Raw genomic sequence first — 22878 nt, 5'->3', positions numbered from 1 at the left:
TTGATGCTCCCTTTTCTTCACCAATCAGCCCCACCCAAGCTGCCGAACGGATATCGGTTGGAGAGCTCAATCGCGCCCTCTCCGGAATCAATCAACACCCTGTTAGCGGCCTGCCAGGAAACCACCCATGCCGAGGACGACTGGCTGCGCGCCCTCGACAACAGCCTCTGGCAACTGAGTGTGCTCGATGAAAGCAGTGGGGAACTGGTGGGTTTCGTCAGGGCCACCAGTGATCTGGCCCTCAATGCCAACCTCTGGAATCTCTGTGCCAAGCCCGGACCGGATCAGGCGCAGCTGCTCAGCGTGCTCGTCCACAGATCGCTGAACATGCTGCGCAGGGATCTACCGGGCTGCAGCCTGTCGGTGTCCGCTCCGAAGATGGCTGTTGCCGCTCTTGAGACCCACGGCTTTGTGATCGATCCAAGCGGAATTCGCGCGATGGGACTGCCTTTGAAGACAGCCCGCAAGCCGGAATGAAACACGAGCATGGAGGGACTCGAACCCCCGACCCTCAGAACCGGAATCTGATGCTCTATCCAACTGAGCTACATGCCCACTGAACGGCCCGGAGCCGCAGCGGAAGATCGACCTAGGCCGACCAGTTACAGGTACCTTACCCACACGCTGCTCAGAGACCCATCCGGCTTAAAAGGCTGACGCTGCGGGGGTTTCGTAACCAGACAAACCTGCAGCTGGAACTGACGCATCCCAGGCTGCTGGTGATCGGGTCCAACGGGATTGGAAAGTCAAACCTGCTGGAGGCCGTGGAACTGCTGGGCACACTGCGGTCCCATCGCTGCAGCCAGGACAGGGATCTCATCCAGTGGACCGCAGCCCAGGCCACGCTGCGCGCCGAGCTCAGGGAAGGGGACTGCCTGGAACTGGAACTGCGTCGCAGTGGCGGACGCCAGGCCCGCCGTAACGGAAAACTGCTGAGCCGTCAGTTGGATCTGATCGGACCTCTGCGCTGCATCGGCTTCAGTGCTCTCGATCTCGAACTGGTTCGAGGGGAGCCAGCCCTCAGGCGCCAGTGGCTGGATCGCGTGGTGCTGCAGCTGGAGCCGATCTACGCCGATCTGATCAGCCGCTTCAGTCGACTGCTGCGTCAACGCAGTCAGCTGTGGAAACGCATCGCCACGATGAGCGACCAAGAACGCGCCGGACTGCTGGATGCCATTGACCTGCAGATGGCTCTTGTGAGCACACGCATCCACCGGCGACGGCAACGAGCCCTGCGTCGCCTGGAGCCATTGGCGCGTCAGTGGCAGGCCCATCTCAGTCGAGGGACCGAAGCGCTGGAGCTGCGATATCGACCCGGCAGCACCCTCGAGGCGGACGAGGCTGAAGAACCATGGCGGTTGGCCATCGAAGAGCAGCTGAAACAGCAACGACCCGATGAGGAGCGGCTGGGCAGCTGCAGGGTGGGTCCTCACCGTGATGAGATCGAGCTGATGCTGAGTGGATCTCCGGCGCGCCGATTCGGTTCGGCAGGGCAGCAGCGGACGCTGGTGCTGGCGCTCAAGCTGGCGGAACTTGAGCTTGTGACGGAGCTCTGCGGCGAACCGCCATTGCTTCTGCTGGACGATGTTCTGGCCGAACTCGACCCCACCCGACAGCAGCTTTTGCTCGAAGCAGTCGGGACGTCACACCAGTGTCTGGTCAGCGCCACCCACCTCGAAGCCTTCGATGGTGGCTGGCGTCAGAATGCTCAGATTCTGGTGGAATCCGATCTGAACAATGCTCTGAACGTCGGATAGCCTTTGAGGCCATTTTGCGCCGACGCCTGATGAAGCAGAGCCTGTCTGACCTGCATCCCAACCCGGGATGGGGTGACAACAAACCCGAGAGACCCGAGCCAACCGCACCATCCGGCGCCACCGACATGGTGGGCAAACACTGCATCCTCGAGCTCTACGACTGCGACCAGTCAAGACTCGACGACGAAGCTTTCCTGAGAACCGCCATCACGACCGCTGCAAAGCGTGCTGGCGCCACTCTCCTCAACCTCATCACCCACCGGTTCGAGCCCCAGGGCGTCACAGGCTTGGCTCTCCTGGCCGAATCCCACATCTCGATTCACACCTGGCCTGAAAACGGCTACGCCGCCGTTGATGTGTTCACCTGTGGTGACCACACCATGCCTGAACAGGCGTGCCGTGTCATGAGCGAGGAACTGCGGGCAGGCCGCCACGCACTCAGAAGTTTCCTGCGCGAAACACCTGCCGCGTTGGCAACGGAACTTCGAACACCGAGCCCGGTGTCCCTGTCGATCTGAATGGCCTGAAACCGGTCAGCGGCGATTGAGTTTGCCGCTGACCAGACCTTCCAGATCAACACTCACTGAGGTGAATCCCAGCGCCATCAGCTCCGTGACCAGTGGCTCTTGTTCTGTCAGGGCGACCAGGCTGGCGATCTGATCGCGCGGAATCTCAATCCGCGCCGCCAATCCCTGACTGCGGACCCTGATGTGGTGGAAACCCCGTTGGATGAGCCATGCCTCAGCAGCGCCGACCCGCCTCAGACGTTCAGCCGTGATCGTCTCTCCATAGGGGAACCGCGACGCGAGACATGGCTGGGCAGGTTTGTCCCACCAGGGAAAACCCAGCGCTTCTGAAAGTTGGCGAATCGTGGCCTTGTCGATCTCCAATTCCGCCAGAGGAGAACGAACACCCGCCTCGCGTGCGGCCTTGATTCCAGGGCGGTGATCACCAAGATCGTCGAGATTGACACCATCGACCACCAAACCACCCTCAGCAGCCGCAATCACCTCACTGAGGTGGGCGTGCAGTTCCTGTTTGCAGGCATAGCAGCGGTCCTGCGGGTTACTGCTGTACCCGGGATCATCCAGTTCGCGGGTTCTGCACTCCTGATGGCGGATTCCGATCCAACCGGCCTGGGTTCTGGCCTCCTGCAACAGGTGGGGGGCCAGCGCTGGAGAGACTCCAGTCACGGCCAGAGCCCGTTCACCCTGCTGCTCGTGAGCAATCGCTGCCACCAAGGTGCTGTCGACGCCGCCGGAGTAGGCGACACAGATCAACGGGGTGTCGGCTCGCCCCTGCCTGAACCACTGCCTGAGCCGCGCAAGCTGATCAGCCGCCCGAGCTGGCAACGTTTCCTGCAGCCGGAACATCAACGGGACAACCTGAACGATCTAGGTAGGCTCCAACCGTAAGAGCTGCGTCCATGCCCCGCCGCATCGGCATCAATACCGCGGCAGACAGCCGAGAACGCAGCCAGGGACAGCTGCACGTCTATGACGGAGAGGGCAAGGGCAAAAGCCAGGCTGCCCTCGGCGTTGTGCTGCGAACTATTGGTCTGGGCATTTGTGAACAGCGGCGAACACGGGTTCTGCTGCTCCGTTTTCTGAAAGGGCCTGGTCGTGCCTACGACGAGGATGCGGCGATCGAAGCCCTGCAGCAGGGGTTTCCCCATCTGATCGATCAACTGCGCACAGGCCGGGCCGACCATTTCACGGCGGAGGAATCCACCCGTTTTGACCGGGAGGAGGCCGAGAGGGGTTGGGTGATCGCCAAGGGGGCCATCGCCAGCGCCCTTTATTCCGTTGTCGTTCTCGACGAACTGAATCCGGTGCTGGATCTCGGACTGCTGGACATTGACGACGTGGTCCAAACCCTGGCGAATCGTCCGGAAGGCATGGAGATCATCGTCACCGGCCGTGCCGCTCCAGCCCCCTTGATTCAGGAGGCAGACCTCCACTCCGAAATGCGAGCCCATCGTCGTCCTGGCCTTGATGACGACCGTGTGATCCCGTTGAGCATGAGCAGCGGGATTGAGATTTACACGGGCGAAGGGAAGGGCAAATCAACAAGTGCTCTGGGAAAGGCATTGCAAGCCATCGGGCGAGGCATCAGCCAGGACAAAAGCCACAGAGTGCTAATCCTGCAGTGGCTGAAAGGAGGAACGGGCTACACCGAGGACGCGGCCATCGCTGCTCTTCGGGAAAGTTATCCGCACCTGGTGGATCACCTGCGCTCCGGGCGGGACGCCATCGTCTGGCGCGGCCAGCAGGAACCGATCGATTACGTGGAGGCGGAACGAGCCTGGGAGATCGCTCGGGCTGCCATCTCCAGCGGTCTTTACAAAACAGTGATTCTTGATGAACTCAACCCGACCGTGGATCTTGAGCTGCTGCCGGTGGAACCGATTGTTCAGACCCTTCTACGAAAACCATTGGAAACGGAGGTGATCATCACCGGTCGGTGCAAGACGCCGCCCGCTTACTTCGACCTCGCCAGCATTCACTCCGAGATGGTGTGCCACAAGCATTACGCCGAACAGGGCGTCGATCTCAAACGCGGCGTGGACTACTGACCTCTGTCAGTAGCGGGCCATCGAGGGATCGATGAGCTGTGCCCAGGCATCGATGCCTCCATCGACGTTGACGGCCGCAACGCCCTGGTCCCCCAGGATCTGGACTGCGCGTGCCGAGCGCCCACCGAGCTTGCAGTGCACATAGAGACGCTTCCCCTGCGCCAGCGATCGCACCTGATCGAGCGAATCTCCGTTTTCGATGGACGACAGGGGAATGAGATGGCTTCCAGCAATCGACGCCACCGCTGCTTCCGAAGGGTTCCGCACATCGATGAGGACCACATCATCAGAGCCGGCCTCCAGCAACGCATTGAGATCGCTGACACTGATGCTGTCCATCGCAGACGACTCCGGGCGGCAGAACTGGCGGTAGTCAATCAGGTTCTCGATCGGCGGACGGTCTTGATCCACCGTCAGAGTCAACTCGCGGAAACGCATCGACAGAGCATCCACAACGAGCAGGCGACCATCGAGGCAGCGTCCGATCCCCGTGATCAGCTTGATGGCCTCGCTGGCCTGGATCAAACCGATCAGCCCTGGCATCACGCCCATCACACCAGCCTCAGCGCAGGAGGGAACCTCCCCAGGCGGCGGGGGCTCCGCCAGCAGATCTCTGTAGTTGGGACTGTCAACCGTTCGATTGAACACACTGACCTGACCGTGAAACCGCTGCACCGAGCCATAGATCAGGGGCTTGCCGAGCAGCACACAGGCGTCGTTCACCAGGAAGCGGGTCGGGAAGTTGTCGGTTCCGTCGCAGACAAGGTCGTAGGGAGCGATCAGATCCAGGGCGTTGTCAACCGAGAGCATCAGCTCATGGACGTCAACGCTGCAATCGGGATTGAGATCTGCAAGCCGGCTGGCAGCGGATTGGGCCTTGGAGCGGCCCAACCAGCGTTCCCCATGAATCACCTGTCGCTGAAGGTTGGAGAGCTCCACAACATCACCGTCCACGATGCCGATCCGACCAACACCGGCAGCAGCGAGATAAAGCAGCAGTGGCGAGCCGAGTCCTCCACAGCCAACGCACAGAACGGAGGCGTCTCGAAGCCGTTTCTGACCGTCGGCTCCCACCTCGGGAAGCATCAGATGACGGGAGTAGCGCTCCCGTTCATCGGGAGACAGATCGTTGCCAGCACTCGGGGGCGTGATCACGAGCAGGCCTCCTGGCATTGACGAGTGTCCCAGACCTCCACGGGAATCGAGGTCACCCGACGCTCCCCATCCAGCCACCAGGCGAGTGGGGAGCCATCGCGATCCGTGATCAGCATCAGTCCATCGGAGAGCCCAAGTCGTCGGTCTTTGTCCGATGGAATCGCCGCTGCTGCCGGATGGGAATGGGCCACGGCAAGCACTTGCAGGCCTCTGCCACGGCCCCAGCGCTGAGCCGCCAGCTGCTCCATCGGATTCACGGCGAAGCATGACGTCCGTTCCGCGGGCGGCCACCACACGTTGCAGCAGGGCCAGACCGTGTTCACCAACCAACGCGATTGCATCGGGACGGGGCCCAGCAACAGCGCGCATCCTTCATCCGGGGATCTGGCTCCGAAGGTGTGATCAAGAAGCGTGAGGCATTGATGATCCAGGCACAGCAGCGATGGCACAAACGGCATCTCGCCGATACGCTCTGCAAACCGTGCAAGTGAGCCCCTCGACCCCATGAGTGAAGCCACCACTGAAGTGAAGGATGCCGCTGAAACTCAGGTTTCGGCAGTCGACAGCGGAACTGGGGCCCCTGAGGCGGGCACATCGTTCGCAGAGCGATACAGCGATGTGCTCGGAAAAGTGAACGAGACCCTGGACCAGGTGGATTGGAATCAGATGGGGCGGATTGGAAAGATCGTCGGCATCTTCGCGGCCGTCATCGTTGCCCAGATCCTGATCAAGGGCATTCTCGACACCATCAATCTTCTGCCGGTGGTTCCTGGTCTGCTGGAACTTCTGGGGGTTGTCGTTGTCGGTCAATGGAGCTGGAAAAACCTCACCACCAGCGACAAACGCAATGCCCTGATCAAAAAGGTCCAAACCCTGCGTCAGGAGTATCTCGGTTGACTTCAATGATCACATCAGCCGCCTGACAAGGCTTCTGAGACAAGCCTTCGATTGGTCGATGTAGCCGCCGCCAAAAAGGTTGGCGTGATTGAGCAGGTGATAGAAGTTGTAAATCTCGATGCGATCTTGTGACCCCGGTTCGGCCGTCATCACTGCGTTGTAGGCCCGGTAAAAGTCCCTGGAGAAACCTCCGAAAAGGCGTGTCATCGCCAGATCCACTTCGTGGTGAGCCCACCATGCGGCTGGATCGAATAGGGTGCCACGGCCGTCCGAAAGAGCACCTGCATTGCCACCCCAGAGATCCCCATGAACCAGTGATGGAGTGATCGAAAGACGATTCAGATGGGTGGCGAGCGCCTCAAGAAACGCCTGACAATCCTCCAGCTTCAGGCCCCATGAGCATCCAAGCTTCAGCTGCGGGAGCAATCGCAGCTCGATGAAGGCATCGCCCCATCGATCACGCCATCCCCCTGGCTGGGGGCCAGACCCGATGTAACCGTCTCGATGCCAGCCGTAACCGCGGGAATCGGCAGCCAATGACGAGCTCTGATGAAGCAAGGCCAAGCCACGACCGAGGGCCGTCTGATCCATCGCGCTCAACTGCAGCCAAGGCAAGAGCAGAACGGCGTGAACCGCCATCCGGCTAATGCCGAGAGGGCGGGGAACCACCAGCAACTCCCGAGGGGCATGGTCATGCAAGGCGTCGAGAGCATCCGCCTCGACCTCGAACAGATCCATCGCCTGTGGCGGTCCGCTCTTGGCGAACACGATGCGTCCACCACCCAGGGTCAAACGCCAGGCCCGATGAATGCAGCCACCACTCACGGGGTGCACCGACTCCAGGGTTTCGCCGGCGAGGAGACCGTTGGGAGCCACCAGGGCCTCTCTCAGGCTTGAATCCATCCGCAGAGAGCCCCGGCTGTTGCCAGCATGCCGCGGTGATTGCGAAGCGCTTGAGTCAACCCGGTGTGATTGTGATCGGCGGTGGTATTGCCGGTCTGACCGCAGCTGCGCTGCTCGCCAGGCAGGGTGTTCCCGTCACCCTGCTGGAAGCCCACCATCAGCCGGGTGGATGTGCTGGCACCTTTCGGCGCGGACCGTGGATCTTTGATGTCGGAGCGACCCAAGTGGCAGGCCTGGAGCCTGGAGGCAGCCATGAACGGGTCTTCCGTCATCTGGGCATCCAGATCCCGGAGGCCGAGATCCTTGATCCAGGTTGCGAGGTGGATCTTGCTGATGGCTCGGAACCGATCCGCCTGTGGCACGACCCTGAGCAATGGGCCCTTGAACGCGAGCGTCAGTTCCCTGGAAGTGAGCGGTTCTGGAAGGCCTGCCTCACCATCCACCAGAGCAACTGGGCCTTTGCAGCGCGCGATCCGATCGTCACGCCTCGCAATGGATGGGACCTGCAACAGCTCCTCGGTGCCCTTCGCGCGGGAACCGTTGCCTCAGGCCTCCTGACGGGGCTGACCATGGCCGACCTCCAGAACCTTTGTGGCTGCGCCGGTGACCAACGGCTGCGCCACTTTCTTGATCTGCAGCTGAAGCTCTATTCCCAGGAACCGGCCCACCGCACAGCAGCGCTCTACGGCGCCACCGTGCTGCAGATGGCTCAAGCACCCCTTGGCCTCTGGCACCTGCATGGCTCCATGCAGATCCTGAGCGACCGACTCGTCGCTGCAATGCAACGACACAACGGCCACCTGGCGCTGCGTCATCGCGTGATGGCCATCCACCGATGCCCAAAAGGCTGGAGGCTGACGGTCGACAGCCCTGGAGGGACACAACAACTGGAGGCTGAGGACGTGATCAGCAGCCTGCCGCCGCAGTGTCTGGCAGCGCTGATGCCCGAAGACCTGCCAGCGGGATACCGCCGACGACTGGACCAGTTACCAAAACCAAGCGGTGCACTGGTGTTTTACGGCGTCGTGAAACGAGATGCCCTGCCGAATGACTGTCCAGGCCATCTACAGCGAAGCTGTGATGATCCAGGGCCCCTGTTCGTCTCCGTCAGTCGCGATGGCGATGGGCGTGCCCCCCTCGGCCAGGCCACCTTGATCGCCAGCGTGTTCACACCAACCTCGGATTGGTGCCAGCTGGAGGAAGAGGCCTATCAGCGACGCAAAGGAACGATGCTGGAGACGATTCGCTCGCAGCTGAACCAGTGGCTCGGCCTTGATCCGTCCGCATGGCTGCATGGCGAACTCGCGACTCCTCGAGGCTTTGCAGGCTGGACCGGTCGGCCCCAGGGCATCGTTGGCGGACTTGGCCAACATCCCAATCATTTCGGACCCTTCGGGTTGGCAGGACGGACACCCATGGACGGGCTCTGGCTCTGCGGGGACAGCCTCCATCCCGGAGAGGGGACAGCGGGAGTGACACTTTCAGCCCTGAATGCCTGTCGTCAGCTGATGGCGAAGCGCGGCGCGCCCTTCACGTTGGCCTGACCGATCGGTCGCCCAAAAACGATGGTCTCAAGGCCTGGGTACGTTCCAGCTCCTGACGGAGCTGTTGCCAGTTCTGATTGAGAACAGCCTCCTCCAGCTGTTCCAGGCTCCAGCGATAGGCGGCAAGCCCCCGCAGAACAGCGTCCGTGTTGCCGGAAGCCATCGCCACTCCCAGGGCCGGATTGCCACCACCAACACGGCTGGTGTCCTCAAAACCGCTGGACGCCAGATCCATGGCCAACTGACGCACGCCTGGATCGCGCTCATCCCCAACGGCACGGAGCAGCGCGGCACTGACCAGAACGGGCAGATGGGAGATCAGGGCGACCGCCTGATCATGCTGGCTGGCGGCAGCCGTTTTCCAGAGACTTCCGAGACCGCAGGCCAGTGCCTCCACGCTCGCGAGAGCGTCTGAATCCGTTGACTCATCTGGGGTGGCGATCCATGGCCGCCCCCTGAAGAGATCCCGTCGACCGGCTTCAACGCCCGACTGTTCCGTCCCCGCCATGGGATGACTGGCGACGAAACGGGGGTGACATCGACGCCAGACCGCCAGAACAGGTGCTTTCACGGAGGCCACATCGGTGACCACAGCCTCCTTGGGCAACGCATCAACGAGAACGGGGTCTGGCTTGAGCAGTAGAGGAATCGGCAGGGCCAGAATCACCAGATCGCAGCTGGCGAGGCAGGCAGGGTCAGTGCTGACGGCACTCGCCAGCTCCCGTTCGATAGCCCGCTCGGCGGTTTCGGAGCGGTGCACCAGACCCTGAACCCAGCAGCCTCTGGCCTGAAGATCCAGTCCGAGTGAACCGCCGATCAGACCAAGGCCGACGACCCCCACCCTCTGTTGTGCCGCCATGGCTGTCCCCTCGGCTGCCGTCATGTTGCTCGATGGATTGCAATGCACCGTTTGCATCGACAACTGTGTTTAAGGTGCCCCGATGCTGGAAGCGCAGGCCCACCTCCAACTCAAGTCGCTGTTGCGACAAGGGGCCTGCGACTGGCCCCACCATCTGACCTTGAGTCGTTTGGTGGGGCGCAGCCTGCGCCGTCGCGATCGAACGCTGATCCATCTGGCCCCAAGCCACCAGGAACACTGGTGGCTTGGTCTGCTGGTTCCGCTTTGCCTGGAGGTGCGTGACACCGTTCTGGTGCTCAACGAAAGGCAACGTCATCGACTGCTGCAGGTCGAACTGCCTCGACTCCGGGAGCTCGGCTTTCGCCTGCCCTGCTGGGAGGGTGACTCCCCGCCAACGCAGGAGGGGCTCTGGCTGCTCAACACCGAAGAGCTCGTGCGAGCCTGGCGCCACAACAAGCTGGGGACCAGACAACTGCTCCTGCCACAGGTGGAGCAGTTCAGCCATCAGCTGCGACGCAGCCTGGCCATCCGCATCCAAACCGGCGACTGGGAACATCTGCGTCGCGCCCACCCCGCGGTTGATGGCGCCCTGATGCAGTTGCACGACCGCATTGGCCGACGACTGTTCAGTGAGGCCCCGCGGGTGGATGCTCAGATGCGCCTCAGCGGTGGAGAGCCCCAGGCACTCAGAGATCTGCTGCGCTTGATCGGTCCCTGCCCTGAACCCTGGTCTGCATGGCTGGCAGCGGACCCGACGCAATGGGGCAGCTGGGCGGAACTGGACCACAAACTTCTCCAGTGGAGCTGGTGTCTTGAACCGCTGGAGCCACTGGCGTTGCTTCAGGGATTGCTGCGCGACCGCCCCGCCCTGATGCTGAATACCGGTGGTGAGAGCAGTTCCCTCGACAGGGAGCTCGAGGAGGCTGATTTCAATCCTGACGTCAGCGCCTGTCTGCGGGAGCCGGATCTGGATGAATCCTTGTCAGTGTTCGCCCCCAGACGTCAACCGCTCCCCAACACTGAGATCTATGCGGAACATCTGCTTGAACAGAGCCGGCGCCTGATCCTCGGGCGCTCAGGACTGACTGTGCTGCTCCTCGATGATCAGAACCTGCGAAGACCCCTGACCAGCTCACTGGCGGCTGAATTCGGCACCCGCGTCGTCGAGGAGGCCACCGCCCCCGAGCCGAATGGGGTGATCAGTGCCCGGTGGACCTGGTGGCTGGAGCACCAGAACCAACTCCCCCAACCAGAGCAGATCATCATTGCCCTGTTGCCGATCGCAAGCCTCGAGAACCCTTTGACCTCGGCGCGGGTGGAACAGCTGAAGCAGCGCGGACAGGACTGGTTCCGCAGCCTCCTGCTGCCGGAGGCTCTCAGCCTGCTCCCTGCAGCCACCTCGTCTCTGCGACGGAACGGCGGTCGTCTAGCGATCCTGGATGGACGGGTGCGCGGTCGTGGATGGGGTGAACAGGTGCTGCAATGTCTTCAACCCTGGGTCGCCCTGCATCGACTTCTGCCGGACTGACAGGTCAGAGGGCTCGGACGTCCTTAGGCTTGGCGCCCAACGCCGGGCCACCGCATGGGAGAAGCACGTCGTCGAGCTGCCCAGGGACTGCCACCACGGCTTCAGAAGCCGACAAAGCAAACAGATGATTCTCCTCGGGTCGTGCCCTGGCTGCCGCTGAGCCAAAACCAGACGAGACAGTTCGTGGACATCACCACGCGAGGGGCCTGGATTGGCATTGCCCTGTTGGTGGTGTTCTGGATCACGGTCCGCTTCATCGGACCCGCCGCAGGTTGGTGGACGCTGACGGACACGCCCTGAGCGCCACAATTCTGTAGAAAACCTTTAGCGTTGGAAATATCCGTAGAAGTGGCATGTTTCCACGCCTTGCCGAGCACTATCGGTCCGTCGTTCAGGATCTGGTGATGAGTCTCCAGGCCCTGGCCGAAGGCCTGCAGAGCAAGGGAATCTCCGCCAGCTGTTATGTCTGCGGGGATGGCCGTGATGGACACGGAGCCTCCTTCGTGGCAGACCTCGGAGACGCCCATATGGTCCGGTTCCTGGTCTCTGACTTCGGCATCAGCTGGGTCGAATCAAGAAATGGACGCGAGCTTGTGAAACTCGAAGGTGCCGAGGCGATCCAGGAGCTTCAACGAATTGCCCAGATGCTGCACCAGAACCAAAAATCCGAGCAAGCACAATCAGCTCACTCGGATATGGCGATCGTCCGGACGATCTGAACCTGTCAAGCCGCTTTGGCCGGCTTGATCGACGCTGACTTCTCGGCAGTGCTGCGGGCAGCAGCAGCTGCGAGCGGCCGCATTGAGTTTGAAGTGACTTCAGATCCTTCCGTCAGCTTCTGACGAACAAGCTGTTCCACTGTCGAGGCAATCTCAGGATTCTGTTCCAGCCACGTGATCGTGTTGTCCCGGCCCTGCCCGATGTTGTCGCCTTCGTAGCTGTACCAAGCGCCTTTGCGGATCACCACACCCGTCTCTTCCGCCAGATCCAGAAGACAGCCAACGGTGCTGATGCCCCGACCAAACAGGATGTCGAACTCCGCAATCCGGAACGGAGGCGCCACCTTGTTCTTGGCCACCTTCACCTTCGCCCGGATCCCGAACTCCTCGGTACCGCGCTTCAGCGTTTGAATGCGACGGATATCAAGTCTCACCGAGGCATAGAACTTCAAAGCGTTTCCACCGGTGGTGGTTTCAGGGTTGCCGTAGGTGACGCCGATCTTCAAACGCAGCTGATTGAGGAAAATCACCGTGCAACCCGATTTACCGATGTTGCCGGTGATCTTGCGCATGGCCTGACTCATCAGACGCGCCTGGCTCCCGACAGCCAGATCTCCCATCTCTCCCTCGATCTCCGCCCTGGGCGTGAGAGCCGCCACGGAGTCGACAACAACAATGTCGACAGCCGCCGAACGGACGAGCTGATCGACAATTTCGAGGGCCATCTCACCCGTATCGGGCTGGGAGACCAGCAGGTTCTCAACGTCCACACCCAGCGAGGCGGCATAGACGGGGTCGAGAGCGTGCTCAGCATCGACGAAAGCAGCCACACCGCCTCGTTTCTGCACCTCCGCAATGGCATGCAGCGTGAGCGTGGTTTTACCGGAACTTTCCGGGCCGTAAATCTCGACGACCCTGCCCTTCGGGTAACCACCACCAAGGGCCAGATCCAGCGTCAGAGCCCCGGTGGAGATGGTCTCAACCCGCATGCGGGATGCATCACCCAGACGCATGATCGATCCCTTGCCGAAATTGCGCTCGATCTGACCGAGCACCAGATTCAGGGCTTTGTCACGCTCGCCGGGACGCCCTTCATGGGGACGGAGATCGGAACCGGAAGCGTTGGATTTCATCTCTGCAGGCATAAAAACGACCTGAAGCTAAAGAACGAGAGATCCAATGCCACGGAAGCGTCGAATCGTCTCAGGTAGTACAAGCGTACGCTACCGAATCAGGGCCAGTCCGCCAAGGGGGCCGCGAGATCAATCGGCTGCAGAAGGTGAATGCCCTTTGGCAGATCACGGCGATCCATTGGCCTGAGATACCCCCAGCTCACGAGCAGGCAGGGCAGATGTTCCAGGCCCGGGGTCGCAAGCACGGTCTCGAGGGTGGCGCGACGGTCTTCAACAAAAGCCCGCAGGGGACGCTCCCGCTGCAACGCAAGCAACACCTCGGGCTTGGAGCCGGATTCACGACCGTCAAGCCGCCATGGCTGAAGCCCCATTGATGCCAGCAGTTCAGCTGTGAATGCCTGGCTCTTGGTCGTCAGGACCGCCCAGTCGGCTCCTTCAGAGGCGAGAGAGGACAACCGATCAACCATGCCCGGACAGGGCTGATGCAGAGCCAGCCAGGCGTCCCGATCGGTTCGCACCGCCTGTTGACGGGTCCGGTCGAGAGCATCCTGCAGCTGTTCGGCCTGCCATCCACGCCGCTGTATCGCCTGCCGCTGCATCGCGTCGTAATCACGGATCCAGGCCTCCGGCTCCAGCTCAGCCATTTCGGCGGCAAGCAGGACCATCTCCCAGCCGTGATGTACCCATGGCCGCAATTGCCGGAACGCCGCGGGAACATTCAAGGCGGAGGGCAACAGGGGCTCCTCCTCGGCAAGCAGAGTGCGCGCCGCCATGCTTGCGCTCCACCAGTACTCAGCCATGCCATCGACGATGACCCCGTCGAAATCGAAGACGAGCAGTGGACGGTCAGTCATGACGGAAAAACTGGGCCGCTAGGATTCGAACCTAGGAATGGCGGGACCAAAACCCGCTGCCTTACCACTTGGCGACGGCCCAATGATCCGGGCGGCTCCACGATCGGACGGCGCTCCGGCTTCTGAATAGTTACCCACAGCGGCGCCACCTTCGTCAATTGCCCGAGTCCGCCCCTCCAGCTGTCAGGGCGGGAACACCCTGAGGCGGCACGTCTCCTCATGCCCGAAGACATCGCTGCGCAGCCGGTAACGGCTGACGAGGTCGGCCTGCATCTGCCGCACCCGCTCGCTGCGTGGAAGCAGCTCCACAGGCCGCCCCTCAGGCATGACGACCTGCTCCACGGCCAACCGGCATTCCTCCAGGCCGGCCAGCTCATCGTCATGGTCATCTGGGGGGACCGGCTCCAACTCCGGTGAATCGGCACGGCGCGACAGAAGTCGCTCGAGCGCACGCTCGATCTGCGCGAGTGTGTCGGATTTGATGACCAGGATCGGGACGCGAAGGTCCCTGGCCTGACGGCGGACCCGCGGTTCCCGTCCCAGCCCCTGGCGAACACTCAGAACCACATCGGCCTCACCGAGATCCTCGACCACCTGAACAGGCCAGCAACGACGCCTGATCGCCTGATCCACGTTCGCAACGGATAGACCACAACAGAACACCTGCAGATCGTCACTTGAAACGACATCCAACGAGCTGGACGCGGGACTCGGTGGCGACCCCTCAGCACGGGAGCCATCGGGGGGCGGCATCGGCACCGCAGCCAGCACAGGGCGTCTTGGCCGGTTGGGCGCCGGAGGATCCACCAACTGCACGGAACCATCCACGGTCAGCTCACGTTCCTGAGCCAGGGGCAACTGACCGCGCAGCAACAGGTCCACCGTGGCGGCCACGTTTGTGTGGACGGCCCAGCGGTGACGACTGTGCATTTCCACCGCCAAGGGAAAGGTCGGTTCTGCGGCACGCTCCAGCACGGTCTTCTGACTGCGACGTCGCCGGGCTTCATCGTCACCGAGGGTGACCGACTGAATACCACCGACGAGGTCGCTGAGGGTGGGGTTCTTGATCAGATTGGCCAGGGCGTTGCCGTGGGCCGTGGCCACCAGCATCACCCCGCGTTCAGCAATGGTTCTGGCGGCCTGCGCCTCAAGTTCGGTTCCGATTTCATCGATGACGATGACCTCGGGCATGTGATTTTCAACCGCCTCGATCATCACCTGGTGCTGGAGCTCCGGACGGCCGACCTGCATCCGCCGCGACCGACCGATGGCCGGATGCGGGATGTCCCCATCACCGGCGATTTCGTTGCTGGTGTCGATCACTACAACGCGGCGGTGCAGCTCATCGGCGAGGACCCTGGCAATCTCTCGAAGTGCTGTGGTCTTTCCAACGCCTGGACGCCCCATCAGCAGGAGCGACTGCCCCGTATCGAGAAGATCCCGCACCATGGCGACGGTGCCGAACACGGCCCTCCCAACCCGGCAGGTGAGACCGACCACTTCACCCTGACGATTCCGGATGGCACTGATGCGATGCAGGGTGCGCTCAATCCCAGCCCTGTTATCGGCTCCGAAACGGCCAAGCCTGGACACAACAGCCTGAAGATCCTCCCGAGTCAGAGCTGCATCGTGCAATTCCAGAGCACGGCCCGGATAACGGGCCTCCGGTCGACGCCCCAGGTCGAGAACGACCTCCAGCAGCTGGTCACGTCGCTCCAGTGGCTTCAAAGCCACCTGGACAGGGTCAGGCAAGAGATCGAGAAGACGATCCAGGTCATCAGTGATTCGCTCTGTCGTCATGAATCCAGACCCCATCCGCCTTCTAGCAGTTGAGGGGCGACGAGGGGCGATCCAGCCATGGCTGGATCAGTGCTCTGGCCTGCTGAACAGCCGCAGCCCACCCTTCCGGCCATGCCCTGAGGGGAACTCCGCGGAGTTGTGCCCCGTCCAGCAGCGGCATCAGCAGACGCCTGGCAACGCCTCCAAAGGCGATACCGGCTGGTCGCTCACCCGGAGAAAGATGGTCGAGCGTGCTGGCATTGGTGCCGCCCGCAAGCTGCAGTGGCCCCGGTGGTGCCAACGGTCGCATGGCTCTCCAGAGCTGGACCGCTGAGCGGGCCGTGCCCGCCCCGACATCACCGCTCATCGGACGGCCATCGAGCTGCCAGAGCGGGCGAAAGCCAAAACGGCGAAGGCTTCGATATCGCTGCCAGAGCTCCTGGCTCAGTTGCCGGGTCGTCCAGCCATGTCCTTCAAGGCCGCAACTCACCGCTAGCCGCCTAAGGGGAACATCCGCTGTCGCCAACGCCCCCACCACATCCATGAACGCCTCATGTCGTCCAGGCGCCGTATGAATCTCGACGGCATCAGGGCAGAGTTCTGCGATCAGCCCACTGATATCAGCCAGGCTGACCTTGTGGTCATGGTCCTCAATCAATCCCTGGGGACATGCCGGAAGGCAGCGTCCACACCCATAACAGCGCTGAGCGTCAACAGCTCCCACGGCCCTGATCGCATCAGCAGGACAAACCGTCTGGCATGGCCTCGGGCAATCCAACGGGCATTTCGAAGCGTCGAACCATGCCTTGCGGAAATGAACATCCCGACCGTCGCTGAGGCTCACCATCAACCAGGGGGTGCTCAGGCCTTTTCGCGACAGCCAGTCGAAACCGGCTCTGGCCGCTTCGACGACGGCGGGGTCCGCAGCCACATCGATGCAATGAACGCCTGCAGCCCCGAACACGGTGCAGAGATCGGTGATGGCCGGCAGATCCTGATTGCTGGCACCGCAGATCAATTTCACCCAATGGCCCTGTGCAAGAGCCGTCTCGGGACTCAACGCTCCAGAAGATCGCCCATCGGCTGCCATCGCAAGCTCCTTGCTCCTCCCATCTCAACAACGATGCGGAGACGCGGCTCCCGTCGGCAGAGATCGCAGAGCGACAACAGCTCGGATCTCGAGAGCACCTGTCCCTCAAGGAGCCACAACGCGACGGGCGCATCACCGTCGAAGAGGTCTCCCAGCATCGGGACCACCTGCTGCACCTCTCCCACAGCCGCACCTCGACCGACACTCTGATGTCCGAGATGCGGTGGTCGAATACCGTGTTTCTGGGTCAGGAACACCTCCGGATCGCCCAGTCCCCGAGCTGAAAGGATGCGGGTGCGATAACCGGCTCCGCGCAAACGACGCAGCAAGCGGGTTTCAGCGCCTCCTTCCAGTGGGGCATGGACGGCCAAACAGCCGTTCGCTTCGAGGTCTCGTCGAAATCCTCGGCCGGTCAGAAGCAGCGGCATGGCTGGACAGGGGATAGCAGGAGTCTGGCAGGAGCTGGACCGCCAGCAGAAGCGGGTCGGCAGTCCTGTATGTTTTTTGTTTGTTCCATAGTTCTGTGCCCGTCCGCTAGCCGGGCCTCCAGACGGTGGAACAGATTCGGCGATTGCGCCGGATCTCCAGGCCAGTGCGGCTCCCCCCGGGAGACGCCGGGAAACTGAAACGGATGCCATTCGGCCTCCGTCCTTCAAGTCCCAGCCTTGCTGAATCGCCCGCTAGCCCCATCGAAAACGTTGTTCTGAACTTTCCAGAACGACTTTTCGTTCAAGTCTGCGTTCAAACGATCAGCACGCCAAACCCTGTCCGGGTAACCGGAGAGCGGTTGTCCAGCTGGCGCTTATCTCCTCCCATGTCCATCGGCATCCTTGGGAAGAAGCTGGGAATGTCCCAGTTCTTCGACGAGCAGGGAAAAGCCGTCCCGGTCACCTTGATCGAGGCGGGCCCCTGCCGGATCACCCAACTCAAGAGCAACGACACCGACGGTTATGCCGCGGTACAGATCGGCTTCGGCGACACACGCGAGAAGTTGATCAACCGCCCTGCGAAGGGCCACCTGTCCAAATCCGGCGATGAGCTGCTGCGTCATCTGCGCGAGTACCGCGTCGATGCCGTTGACGGCTTGGAACTCGGTGGAGCGATCACCGTCGGTGATTTCGAGACCGGTCAGAAAGTCGACGTCAGCGGCGACACCATGGGCCGGGGCTTTGCGGGCTATCAGAAACGTCATGGTTTCAGCCGCGGTCCGATGACTCACGGTTCCAAGAATCACCGCGAGCCAGGTTCCACAGGCGCCGGTACGACTCCAGGTCGGATCTACCCGGGCAAACGCATGGCTGGCCGCTTCGGCGGCAAGAAGATCACCACCCGTGGGCTGACAATCCTGAAGATTGACAGTGACCGCAATCTTCTTGTGGTCAAGGGTTCCGTTCCCGGAAAACCCGGCTCCCTGCTCAACATCCGGCCTGCCAAGCGCGTGGGCGCCAACCCTGACAAAGGAGGTCAGTGATGGCTAGCTGCATTGTTCACGACTGGCAGGGCAAGGAGGCCGGCAAGGCAACTCTGGACCTGAACGTGGCGAAGGAGACCACGGCTGTCGATCTGATGCACAGGGCGGTGCTCCGTCAGCAGGCGCACAGCCGCCAGGGGACAGCCAGCACGCTCACCCGCTCGGAAGTGCGTGGTGGAGGCCGCAAGCCCTACAAACAGAAGGGCACTGGACGGGCCCGACAGGGTTCCATCCGCACACCCCTCCGTCCTGGCGGCGGCATCATTTTCGGGCCCAAACCAAGGACATACTCCCTTGCGATGAATCGCAAGGAACGCCGTCTCGCTCTGAGAACGGCACTGATGTCACGCCTTGAGGACGTCAAAGTCGTCAAGGACTTCGGTGCAGCGATCGAGGTTCCGAAAACCCGCGAGATCACCGACGCCCTGGGCCGTCTCGGCATTGCCGCGAACGCCAAGGTGCTGATTGTGTTGAAGACTCCCAGCGAGGTGATCCGCCGCTCGGTGCGCAACCTCGAGAAGGTGAAGCTGATCGCTGCTGATCAGCTCAACGTCTTCGACCTGCTCCACGCCAACACCCTGGTGCTGGGCGAGGACGCGCTTGCAACCATCCAGGAGGTCTACGGAAATGACTGAGCGTTTCCAAGGACGCCTGGCGGATGTCATCCGCCGGCCGCTGATCACCGAGAAGGCCACCCGGGCCCTCGAGTTCAACCAGTACACCTTCGAAGTTGACCATCGTGCCGCCAAGCCGGACATCAAGGCCGCCATCGAACAGATGTTTGATGTGAAGGTCACCGGCGTCAGCACCATGAACCCTCCCCGTCGCAGCCGCCGGATGGGTCGTTTCGCCGGTAAGCGCGCCCAGGTCAAAAAAGCCGTGGTGCGCTTGGCGGAGGGCAGCTCGATCCAACTCTTCCCTGAGTCCTGAGGGGTCTGATTCGTCATGGCAATCCGTAACTACCGCCCCTACACCCCCGGAACCCGAACCCGGGTGGTCACCGACTTCAGTGAAGTCACCGGTCGCAAGCCGGAAAGGACCCTGGTGGTGTCCAAACATCGCCGCAAGGGTCGGAACAACCGCGGCGTGATCACATGCCGCCATCGCGGTGGCGGTCACAAACGCCTCTATCGCCTGGTGGATTTCCGCCGCAATAAACACGGCATTCCAGCCAAGGTGGCGGCCATCCACTACGACCCGCACCGCAACGCTCGCCTGGCGCTGCTCTTCTACGCCGATGGCGAGAAGCGCTACATCCTGGCGCCGGCCGGCATTGAAATCGGCCAGACCGTTGTCTCCGGTCCCAATGCTCCGATTGAGAACGGCAATGCCATGCCGCTCTCATCGGTGCCCCTGGGATCCAGCGTCCATTGCGTCGAGCTGTATGCCGGTCGCGGAGGACAGATGGTGCGCACTGCCGGGGCCAGCGCCCAGGTGATGGCGAAAGAGGGCGACTACGTCGCTCTGAAACTGCCCTCCACCGAGGTGCGTCTGATCCGCCGAGAGTGCTACGCCACCCTTGGCGAGGTCGGCAACTCCGAGGTGAGGAACACCAGCCTTGGCAAGGCGGGGCGCCGCCGCTGGCTGGGGCGCCGTCCCCAGGTTCGAGGCAGTGTGATGAACCCCTGCGATCACCCCCATGGTGGTGGTGAGGGTCGGGCACCGATCGGTCGATCAGGTCCGGTCACCCCTTGGGGCAAACCCGCCCTCGGTCTCAAGACCCGTAAGCGGAACAAGCCCAGCAACCGATACGTGCTCCGGAAACGTCGCAAGACGTCCAAGCGGAGCCGTGGCGGACGTGATTCCTGATGCCAACCATCGTTTTGCCGCTTGCTTAATCCGCTATGGGACGTTCACTCAAAAAAGGGCCATTCATCGCTGACAGCCTTCTTCGCAAGGTTGAAAAGCAGAACGAGAACGACGACAAGTCCGTGATCAAAACCTGGTCCCGGGCCTCGACGATCCTGCCGATGATGATTGGCCACACCATTGCCGTTCACAACGGCAAAACCCACATCCCGGTGTTCATCACCGAGCAGATGGTGGGTCACAAGCTGGGGGAGTTCGCTCCGACCAGAACCTTCAAGGGTCACATCAAAGACAAGAAAGGAGGCCGCTGACGCCATGACCACGTCAACCACGGCGGCCCCTGATGCCGCAACAGCCAAGGCCCACGGACGCTTTATCCGTGGCTCCGTGTCGAAAGTACGGCGTGTCCTTGATCAGATCCGCGGTCGCACTTATCGCGACGCGCTGATCATGCTCGAGTTCATGCCCTACCGCTCCACGGGTCCGATCACCAAGGTCCTTCGCTCAGCGGTGGCCAATGCCGAGCACAACCTCGGACTTGATCCGGCGTCACTGGTCATCTCCAGTGCAAGTGCCGACATGGGGCCCTCCATGAAGCGCTACCGGCCGCGGGCTCAGGGTCGCGCTTACCAGATCAAAAAGCAGACCTGCCACATCAGCATCGCTGTGGCAGCTCAGACCGACTCCTGACCCCCGAGGACACTGACCCATGGGACACAAAATCAACCCAACCGGTCTGCGCCTGGGCATCACCCAGGAACACCGGTCACGCTGGTATGCCCCCAGCAAGAGCTATCCGGCCCTCCTTCAGGAGGACGATCGGATCCGCAAGTTCATCCACAAGAAGTACGGTTCCGCCGGCATCAGTGATGTGCTGATCGCCCGCAAGGCTGATCAGCTTGAAGTGGAGTTGAAAACGGCCCGTCCTGGCGTTCTGGTTGGACGTCAGGGCAGTGGCATTGAGGAACTCCGCTCCGGCATTCAGAAAACGGTCGGCGACCACAGCCGCCAGGTGCGGATCAATGTGGTCGAAGTGGAACGCGTCGACGGCGATGCGTTTCTGCTTGCGGAGTACATCGCACAGCAGCTGGAAAAACGTGTGGCTTTCCGCCGCACCATCCGCATGGCGGTGCAGCGCGCCCAGCGCGCTGGGGTCCTGGGTCTCAAGATTCAGGTCTCCGGCCGCCTCAATGGTGCCGAAATCGCCCGTACTGAATGGACCCGCGAAGGCCGGGTTCCCTTGCACACCCTCAGGGCGGACATCGACTACGCCACCAAAGTGGCCAGTACCACCTACGGGGTGCTGGGCATCAAGGTCTGGGTGTTCAAGGGTGAAGTGCTGGGCGATGAAGCCCCGCCAATGCCGGTGGGGGCATCACCCCGCCGCCGGGCCAGCCGTCGGCCCCAACAGTTCGAAGACCGCTCCAACGAGGGGTGAACAGGAGGCCTGAACCATGCTGAGTCCAAAACGCGTCAAATTCCGCAAAATGCAGCGGGGCCGCATGCGCGGCATCGCCACCCGGGGCAACACCATCGCTTTCGGGCAGTTCGCATTGCAGGCCCAGGAGTGTGGCTGGATCACCTCGCGCCAGATCGAGGCCAGCCGCCGGGCCATGACCCGCTATGTCAAGCGGGGCGGGAAGATCTGGATCCGGATCTTCCCGGACAAATCGATCACCATGCGCGCTGCCGAAACCCGGATGGGTTCCGGTAAGGGCAACCCTGAATTCTGGGTGGCGGTGATCAAGCCCGGAAGGATCCTCTTCGAGATGGGCGGCGAGGAGATCACTCCGGAGATCGCCCGGGCAGCCATGCGCCTCGCGCAGTACAAGCTTCCCGTGAAAACCAAGTTCATCCAGCTGGATGAATCTGAGCAGAAAGCTAGAGCCGACGCCCCGGCTGCTGCTGAAGCCGTCACCGTGGAGTCCTGACCATGGCCCGTCCCAACGCCACCGATGTGCGCAAGCTGTCCGATTCGGACATCACGGAACAGATCGACGGCCTGCGCCGCGAGCTGTTCCAGCTCCGCTTCCAGCAGGCCACTCGCCAGCTCGGTAACACGCACCGTTTCAAAGAGGCCCGCATCAAGCTGGCCCAGCTGCTGACGGTGCAATCGGAGCGCCAGCGCTCCACTGCGTCCTGATCCTCAAGGAGAACCACCCATGGCACTCAAAGAAAGGGTCGGCACCGTCGTCAGCGACAAGATGGAAAAAACGGTGGTGGTCGCGGTGGAAAGCCGCTTCCCCCATCCCATCTATCAGAAAACGGTCAGCCGAACCACGCGCTACAAAGCTCACGACGAAGGCAACAGCTGCCGCGTCGGCGACCGGGTCCGCATCACCGAAACCCGCCCGATGAGCCGTCACAAGCGCTGGGCCATCGCCGAGGTCCTGAGTCACAGCCCCAAGGCTGAAGCTCGGGCCAAGGAGGTGAGCCAGTGATTCAACAGGAAAGTTTCTTGACTGTCGCTGACAACAGCGGCGCCAAGCGCATTCAATGCATTCGGGTATTGGGCACCAATCGCCGCTATGCCCATGTCGGCGATGTCATCGTCGCTGCCGTGAAGGATGCGATGCCCAACATGGGCGTCAAAAAATCGGATGTTGTGAAAGCCGTGGTGGTCCGCACCAAGGCAACCCTGCGTCGCGACACCGGGAATTCCATCCGGTTCGACGACAACGCAGCGGTGATCATCAATGACGACAAGAACCCGAAAGGCACCCGCGTCTTCGGACCGGTGGCCCGTGAACTGCGTGATCGCAACTTCACGAAAATCGTGTCCCTCGCTCCGGAGGTGATCTGACC

Annotated in this window: 30 protein-coding genes and 2 tRNA genes; 20 read left to right on the top strand and 12 right to left on the bottom strand. The window is 61.9% G+C overall.

The genetic code is table 11. The annotated features are described in order from the left end of the window. The first annotated feature begins 3 nt into the window (after nucleotides 1–3). On the top strand, nucleotides 4–477 hold the full coding sequence (locus KR100_RS03325) for a GNAT family acetyltransferase (protein WP_038543179.1): 474 nt from the start codon (nucleotides 4–6) through the stop codon (nucleotides 475–477). A gap of 4 nt (nucleotides 478–481) precedes the next feature. Here the strand turns inward: KR100_RS03325 and KR100_RS03320 are convergent. Then, a tRNA-Arg gene (locus KR100_RS03320) sits at nucleotides 482–555 on the bottom strand. 98 nt (nucleotides 556–653) lie between these two features. Between KR100_RS03320 and recF the strand changes: the two genes are divergently transcribed. Both recF and speD read left to right on the top strand, forming a co-directional pair. After that, on the top strand, nucleotides 654–1757 hold the full coding sequence (gene recF / locus KR100_RS03315) for a DNA replication/repair protein RecF (RefSeq protein WP_071839826.1): 1104 nt from the start codon (nucleotides 654–656) through the stop codon (nucleotides 1755–1757). A gap of 29 nt (nucleotides 1758–1786) precedes the next feature. Further along, entirely contained in the window at nucleotides 1787–2275 is a 489-nt protein-coding gene (speD, locus tag KR100_RS03310; protein WP_038547793.1) for an adenosylmethionine decarboxylase, read from the top strand. Between the two features lie 15 nt (nucleotides 2276–2290). On the opposite strand, the gene larE is transcribed toward speD, so the two are convergent. Then, nucleotides 2291–3130 carry an ATP-dependent sacrificial sulfur transferase LarE gene (larE, locus tag KR100_RS03305; RefSeq protein ID WP_038543175.1) on the bottom strand — a complete coding sequence of 280 codons (840 nt, stop codon included), beginning with the start codon at nucleotides 3128–3130 and terminating at the stop codon, nucleotides 2291–2293. A gap of 53 nt (nucleotides 3131–3183) precedes the next feature. Here larE and KR100_RS03300 point away from each other — a divergent pair, with 53 nt between their 5' ends. Next, entirely contained in the window at nucleotides 3184–4332 is a 1149-nt protein-coding gene (locus tag KR100_RS03300; protein ID WP_038543173.1) for a cob(I)yrinic acid a,c-diamide adenosyltransferase, read from the top strand. Between the two features lie 6 nt (nucleotides 4333–4338). On the opposite strand, the gene moeB is transcribed toward KR100_RS03300, so the two are convergent. Further along, on the bottom strand, nucleotides 4339–5505 hold the full coding sequence (moeB, locus tag KR100_RS03295; RefSeq protein WP_051847298.1) for a molybdopterin-synthase adenylyltransferase MoeB: 1167 nt from the start codon (nucleotides 5503–5505) through the stop codon (nucleotides 4339–4341). Then, nucleotides 5484–5945, bottom strand: coding sequence for a M67 family metallopeptidase (locus KR100_RS03290; protein WP_162176473.1), 462 nt, complete (start codon nucleotides 5943–5945; stop codon nucleotides 5484–5486). The genes moeB and KR100_RS03290 overlap by 22 nt, the downstream gene beginning before the upstream one ends. A 46-nt stretch (nucleotides 5946–5991) precedes the next feature. Here KR100_RS03290 and KR100_RS03285 point away from each other — a divergent pair, with 46 nt between their 5' ends. Then, nucleotides 5992–6384: a CAAD domain-containing protein gene (locus KR100_RS03285; protein ID WP_038543169.1), complete on the top strand. Its 393-nt coding sequence runs from the start codon at nucleotides 5992–5994 to the stop codon at nucleotides 6382–6384. Nucleotides 6385–6393: 9 nt separating this feature from the next. Here KR100_RS03285 and KR100_RS03280 read toward each other — a convergent pair whose 3' ends face one another. Beyond that, entirely contained in the window at nucleotides 6394–7287 is an 894-nt protein-coding gene (locus KR100_RS03280) for a fructosamine kinase family protein (RefSeq protein WP_038543167.1), read from the bottom strand. 50 nt (nucleotides 7288–7337) lie between these two features. Between KR100_RS03280 and crtD the strand changes: the two genes are divergently transcribed. Beyond that, nucleotides 7338–8831, top strand: a complete 1494-nt coding sequence (crtD, locus tag KR100_RS03275) for a C-3',4' desaturase CrtD (RefSeq protein ID WP_038547788.1) — start codon at nucleotides 7338–7340, stop codon at nucleotides 8829–8831. Here crtD and KR100_RS03270 read toward each other — a convergent pair. After that, nucleotides 8818–9714 carry a prephenate/arogenate dehydrogenase gene (locus KR100_RS03270; protein ID WP_038547785.1) on the bottom strand — a complete coding sequence of 299 codons (897 nt, stop codon included), beginning with the start codon at nucleotides 9712–9714 and terminating at the stop codon, nucleotides 8818–8820. The two genes, crtD and KR100_RS03270, sit on opposite strands and share 14 nt — an antisense overlap. A 58-nt stretch (nucleotides 9715–9772) precedes the next feature. Between KR100_RS03270 and KR100_RS03265 the strand changes: the two genes are divergently transcribed. Genes KR100_RS03265 through KR100_RS03255 form a run of 3 tightly spaced genes read left to right on the top strand, consistent with a single transcriptional unit; the run spans nucleotide 9773 to nucleotide 11937 of the window. After that, nucleotides 9773–11218, top strand: a complete 1446-nt coding sequence (locus tag KR100_RS03265) for a helicase (protein WP_038543165.1) — start codon at nucleotides 9773–9775, stop codon at nucleotides 11216–11218. 54 nt (nucleotides 11219–11272) lie between these two features. Further along, on the top strand, nucleotides 11273–11518 hold the full coding sequence (locus KR100_RS03260; protein ID WP_038543162.1) for a DUF2839 domain-containing protein: 246 nt from the start codon (nucleotides 11273–11275) through the stop codon (nucleotides 11516–11518). Between the two features lie 53 nt (nucleotides 11519–11571). Continuing rightward, nucleotides 11572–11937 (top strand): DUF1815 family protein, encoded by a 366-nt coding sequence (locus tag KR100_RS03255; protein WP_051847297.1) that lies wholly within the window; start codon nucleotides 11572–11574, stop codon nucleotides 11935–11937. Nucleotides 11938–11942: 5 nt separating this feature from the next. Here the strand turns inward: KR100_RS03255 and recA are convergent, their stop codons facing one another. The 6 genes from recA to KR100_RS03225 all read right to left on the bottom strand — a co-directional run bounded on the left by recA (nucleotide 11943) and on the right by KR100_RS03225 (nucleotide 17221). Beyond that, nucleotides 11943–13082, bottom strand: a complete 1140-nt coding sequence (gene recA / locus KR100_RS03250; protein WP_038543160.1) for a recombinase RecA — start codon at nucleotides 13080–13082, stop codon at nucleotides 11943–11945. A gap of 86 nt (nucleotides 13083–13168) precedes the next feature. Continuing rightward, nucleotides 13169–13924: an HAD family hydrolase gene (locus KR100_RS03245; protein ID WP_038543158.1), complete on the bottom strand. Its 756-nt coding sequence runs from the start codon at nucleotides 13922–13924 to the stop codon at nucleotides 13169–13171. 10 nt (nucleotides 13925–13934) lie between these two features. Then, nucleotides 13935–14006, bottom strand: a tRNA-Gln gene (locus KR100_RS03240). Between the two features lie 101 nt (nucleotides 14007–14107). Beyond that, nucleotides 14108–15724 (bottom strand): AAA family ATPase, encoded by a 1617-nt coding sequence (locus KR100_RS03235; RefSeq protein WP_038543157.1) that lies wholly within the window; start codon nucleotides 15722–15724, stop codon nucleotides 14108–14110. 22 nt (nucleotides 15725–15746) lie between these two features. Then, the gene (locus tag KR100_RS03230; RefSeq protein ID WP_038543154.1) at nucleotides 15747–16793 is read right to left on the bottom strand and encodes an LdpA C-terminal domain-containing domain; all 1047 of its coding nucleotides are present in this window, start codon (nucleotides 16791–16793) and stop codon (nucleotides 15747–15749) included. Next, nucleotides 16760–17221 (bottom strand): NAD(P)H-quinone oxidoreductase subunit N, encoded by a 462-nt coding sequence (locus KR100_RS03225; protein WP_038543152.1) that lies wholly within the window; start codon nucleotides 17219–17221, stop codon nucleotides 16760–16762. Before KR100_RS03225 ends, KR100_RS03230 begins: the two co-directional genes overlap by 34 nt. Before the next feature lie 386 nt (nucleotides 17222–17607). On the opposite strand from KR100_RS03225, the gene rplC reads away from it, so the two are divergent. Genes rplC through rplN form a run of 11 tightly spaced genes read left to right on the top strand, consistent with a single transcriptional unit; the run spans nucleotide 17608 to nucleotide 22876 of the window. After that, on the top strand, nucleotides 17608–18264 hold the full coding sequence (gene rplC, locus KR100_RS03220) for a 50S ribosomal protein L3 (protein ID WP_038543150.1): 657 nt from the start codon (nucleotides 17608–17610) through the stop codon (nucleotides 18262–18264). Continuing rightward, nucleotides 18264–18899 carry a 50S ribosomal protein L4 gene (rplD, locus tag KR100_RS03215; RefSeq protein ID WP_038543148.1) on the top strand — a complete coding sequence of 212 codons (636 nt, stop codon included), beginning with the start codon at nucleotides 18264–18266 and terminating at the stop codon, nucleotides 18897–18899. The genes rplC and rplD overlap by 1 nt, the downstream gene beginning before the upstream one ends. Next, nucleotides 18892–19194, top strand: coding sequence for a 50S ribosomal protein L23 (locus KR100_RS03210; RefSeq protein WP_028953635.1), 303 nt, complete (start codon nucleotides 18892–18894; stop codon nucleotides 19192–19194). Before rplD ends, KR100_RS03210 begins: the two co-directional genes overlap by 8 nt. A 15-nt stretch (nucleotides 19195–19209) precedes the next feature. Next, nucleotides 19210–20073: a 50S ribosomal protein L2 gene (gene rplB / locus KR100_RS03205; RefSeq protein WP_038543146.1), complete on the top strand. Its 864-nt coding sequence runs from the start codon at nucleotides 19210–19212 to the stop codon at nucleotides 20071–20073. Nucleotides 20074–20108: 35 nt separating this feature from the next. Next, a complete protein-coding gene (gene rpsS, locus KR100_RS03200) occupies nucleotides 20109–20384 on the top strand; it encodes a 30S ribosomal protein S19 (RefSeq protein ID WP_028953633.1) in 276 nt (91 codons plus the stop codon). 4 nt (nucleotides 20385–20388) lie between these two features. Then, nucleotides 20389–20763, top strand: a complete 375-nt coding sequence (gene rplV / locus KR100_RS03195) for a 50S ribosomal protein L22 (RefSeq protein WP_038543143.1) — start codon at nucleotides 20389–20391, stop codon at nucleotides 20761–20763. Nucleotides 20764–20782: 19 nt separating this feature from the next. Further along, entirely contained in the window at nucleotides 20783–21511 is a 729-nt protein-coding gene (gene rpsC / locus KR100_RS03190; RefSeq protein WP_038543141.1) for a 30S ribosomal protein S3, read from the top strand. Between the two features lie 16 nt (nucleotides 21512–21527). Further along, on the top strand, nucleotides 21528–22004 hold the full coding sequence (gene rplP, locus KR100_RS03185) for a 50S ribosomal protein L16 (protein WP_038543140.1): 477 nt from the start codon (nucleotides 21528–21530) through the stop codon (nucleotides 22002–22004). Between the two features lie 2 nt (nucleotides 22005–22006). Further along, nucleotides 22007–22216 carry a 50S ribosomal protein L29 gene (gene rpmC, locus KR100_RS03180; RefSeq protein WP_038543138.1) on the top strand — a complete coding sequence of 70 codons (210 nt, stop codon included), beginning with the start codon at nucleotides 22007–22009 and terminating at the stop codon, nucleotides 22214–22216. A gap of 19 nt (nucleotides 22217–22235) precedes the next feature. Continuing rightward, entirely contained in the window at nucleotides 22236–22514 is a 279-nt protein-coding gene (rpsQ, locus tag KR100_RS03175) for a 30S ribosomal protein S17 (protein ID WP_038543136.1), read from the top strand. Then, a complete protein-coding gene (rplN, locus tag KR100_RS03170; protein WP_038543134.1) occupies nucleotides 22511–22876 on the top strand; it encodes a 50S ribosomal protein L14 in 366 nt (121 codons plus the stop codon). Before rpsQ ends, rplN begins: the two co-directional genes overlap by 4 nt. The last annotated feature ends 2 nt before the right edge of the window (nucleotides 22877–22878 follow it).

This window comes from Synechococcus sp. KORDI-100, from assembly GCF_000737535.1.
Classification (GTDB): domain Bacteria; phylum Cyanobacteriota; class Cyanobacteriia; order PCC-6307; family Cyanobiaceae; genus Parasynechococcus.
This window is presented reverse-complemented; position numbering and strand designations above follow the sequence as displayed.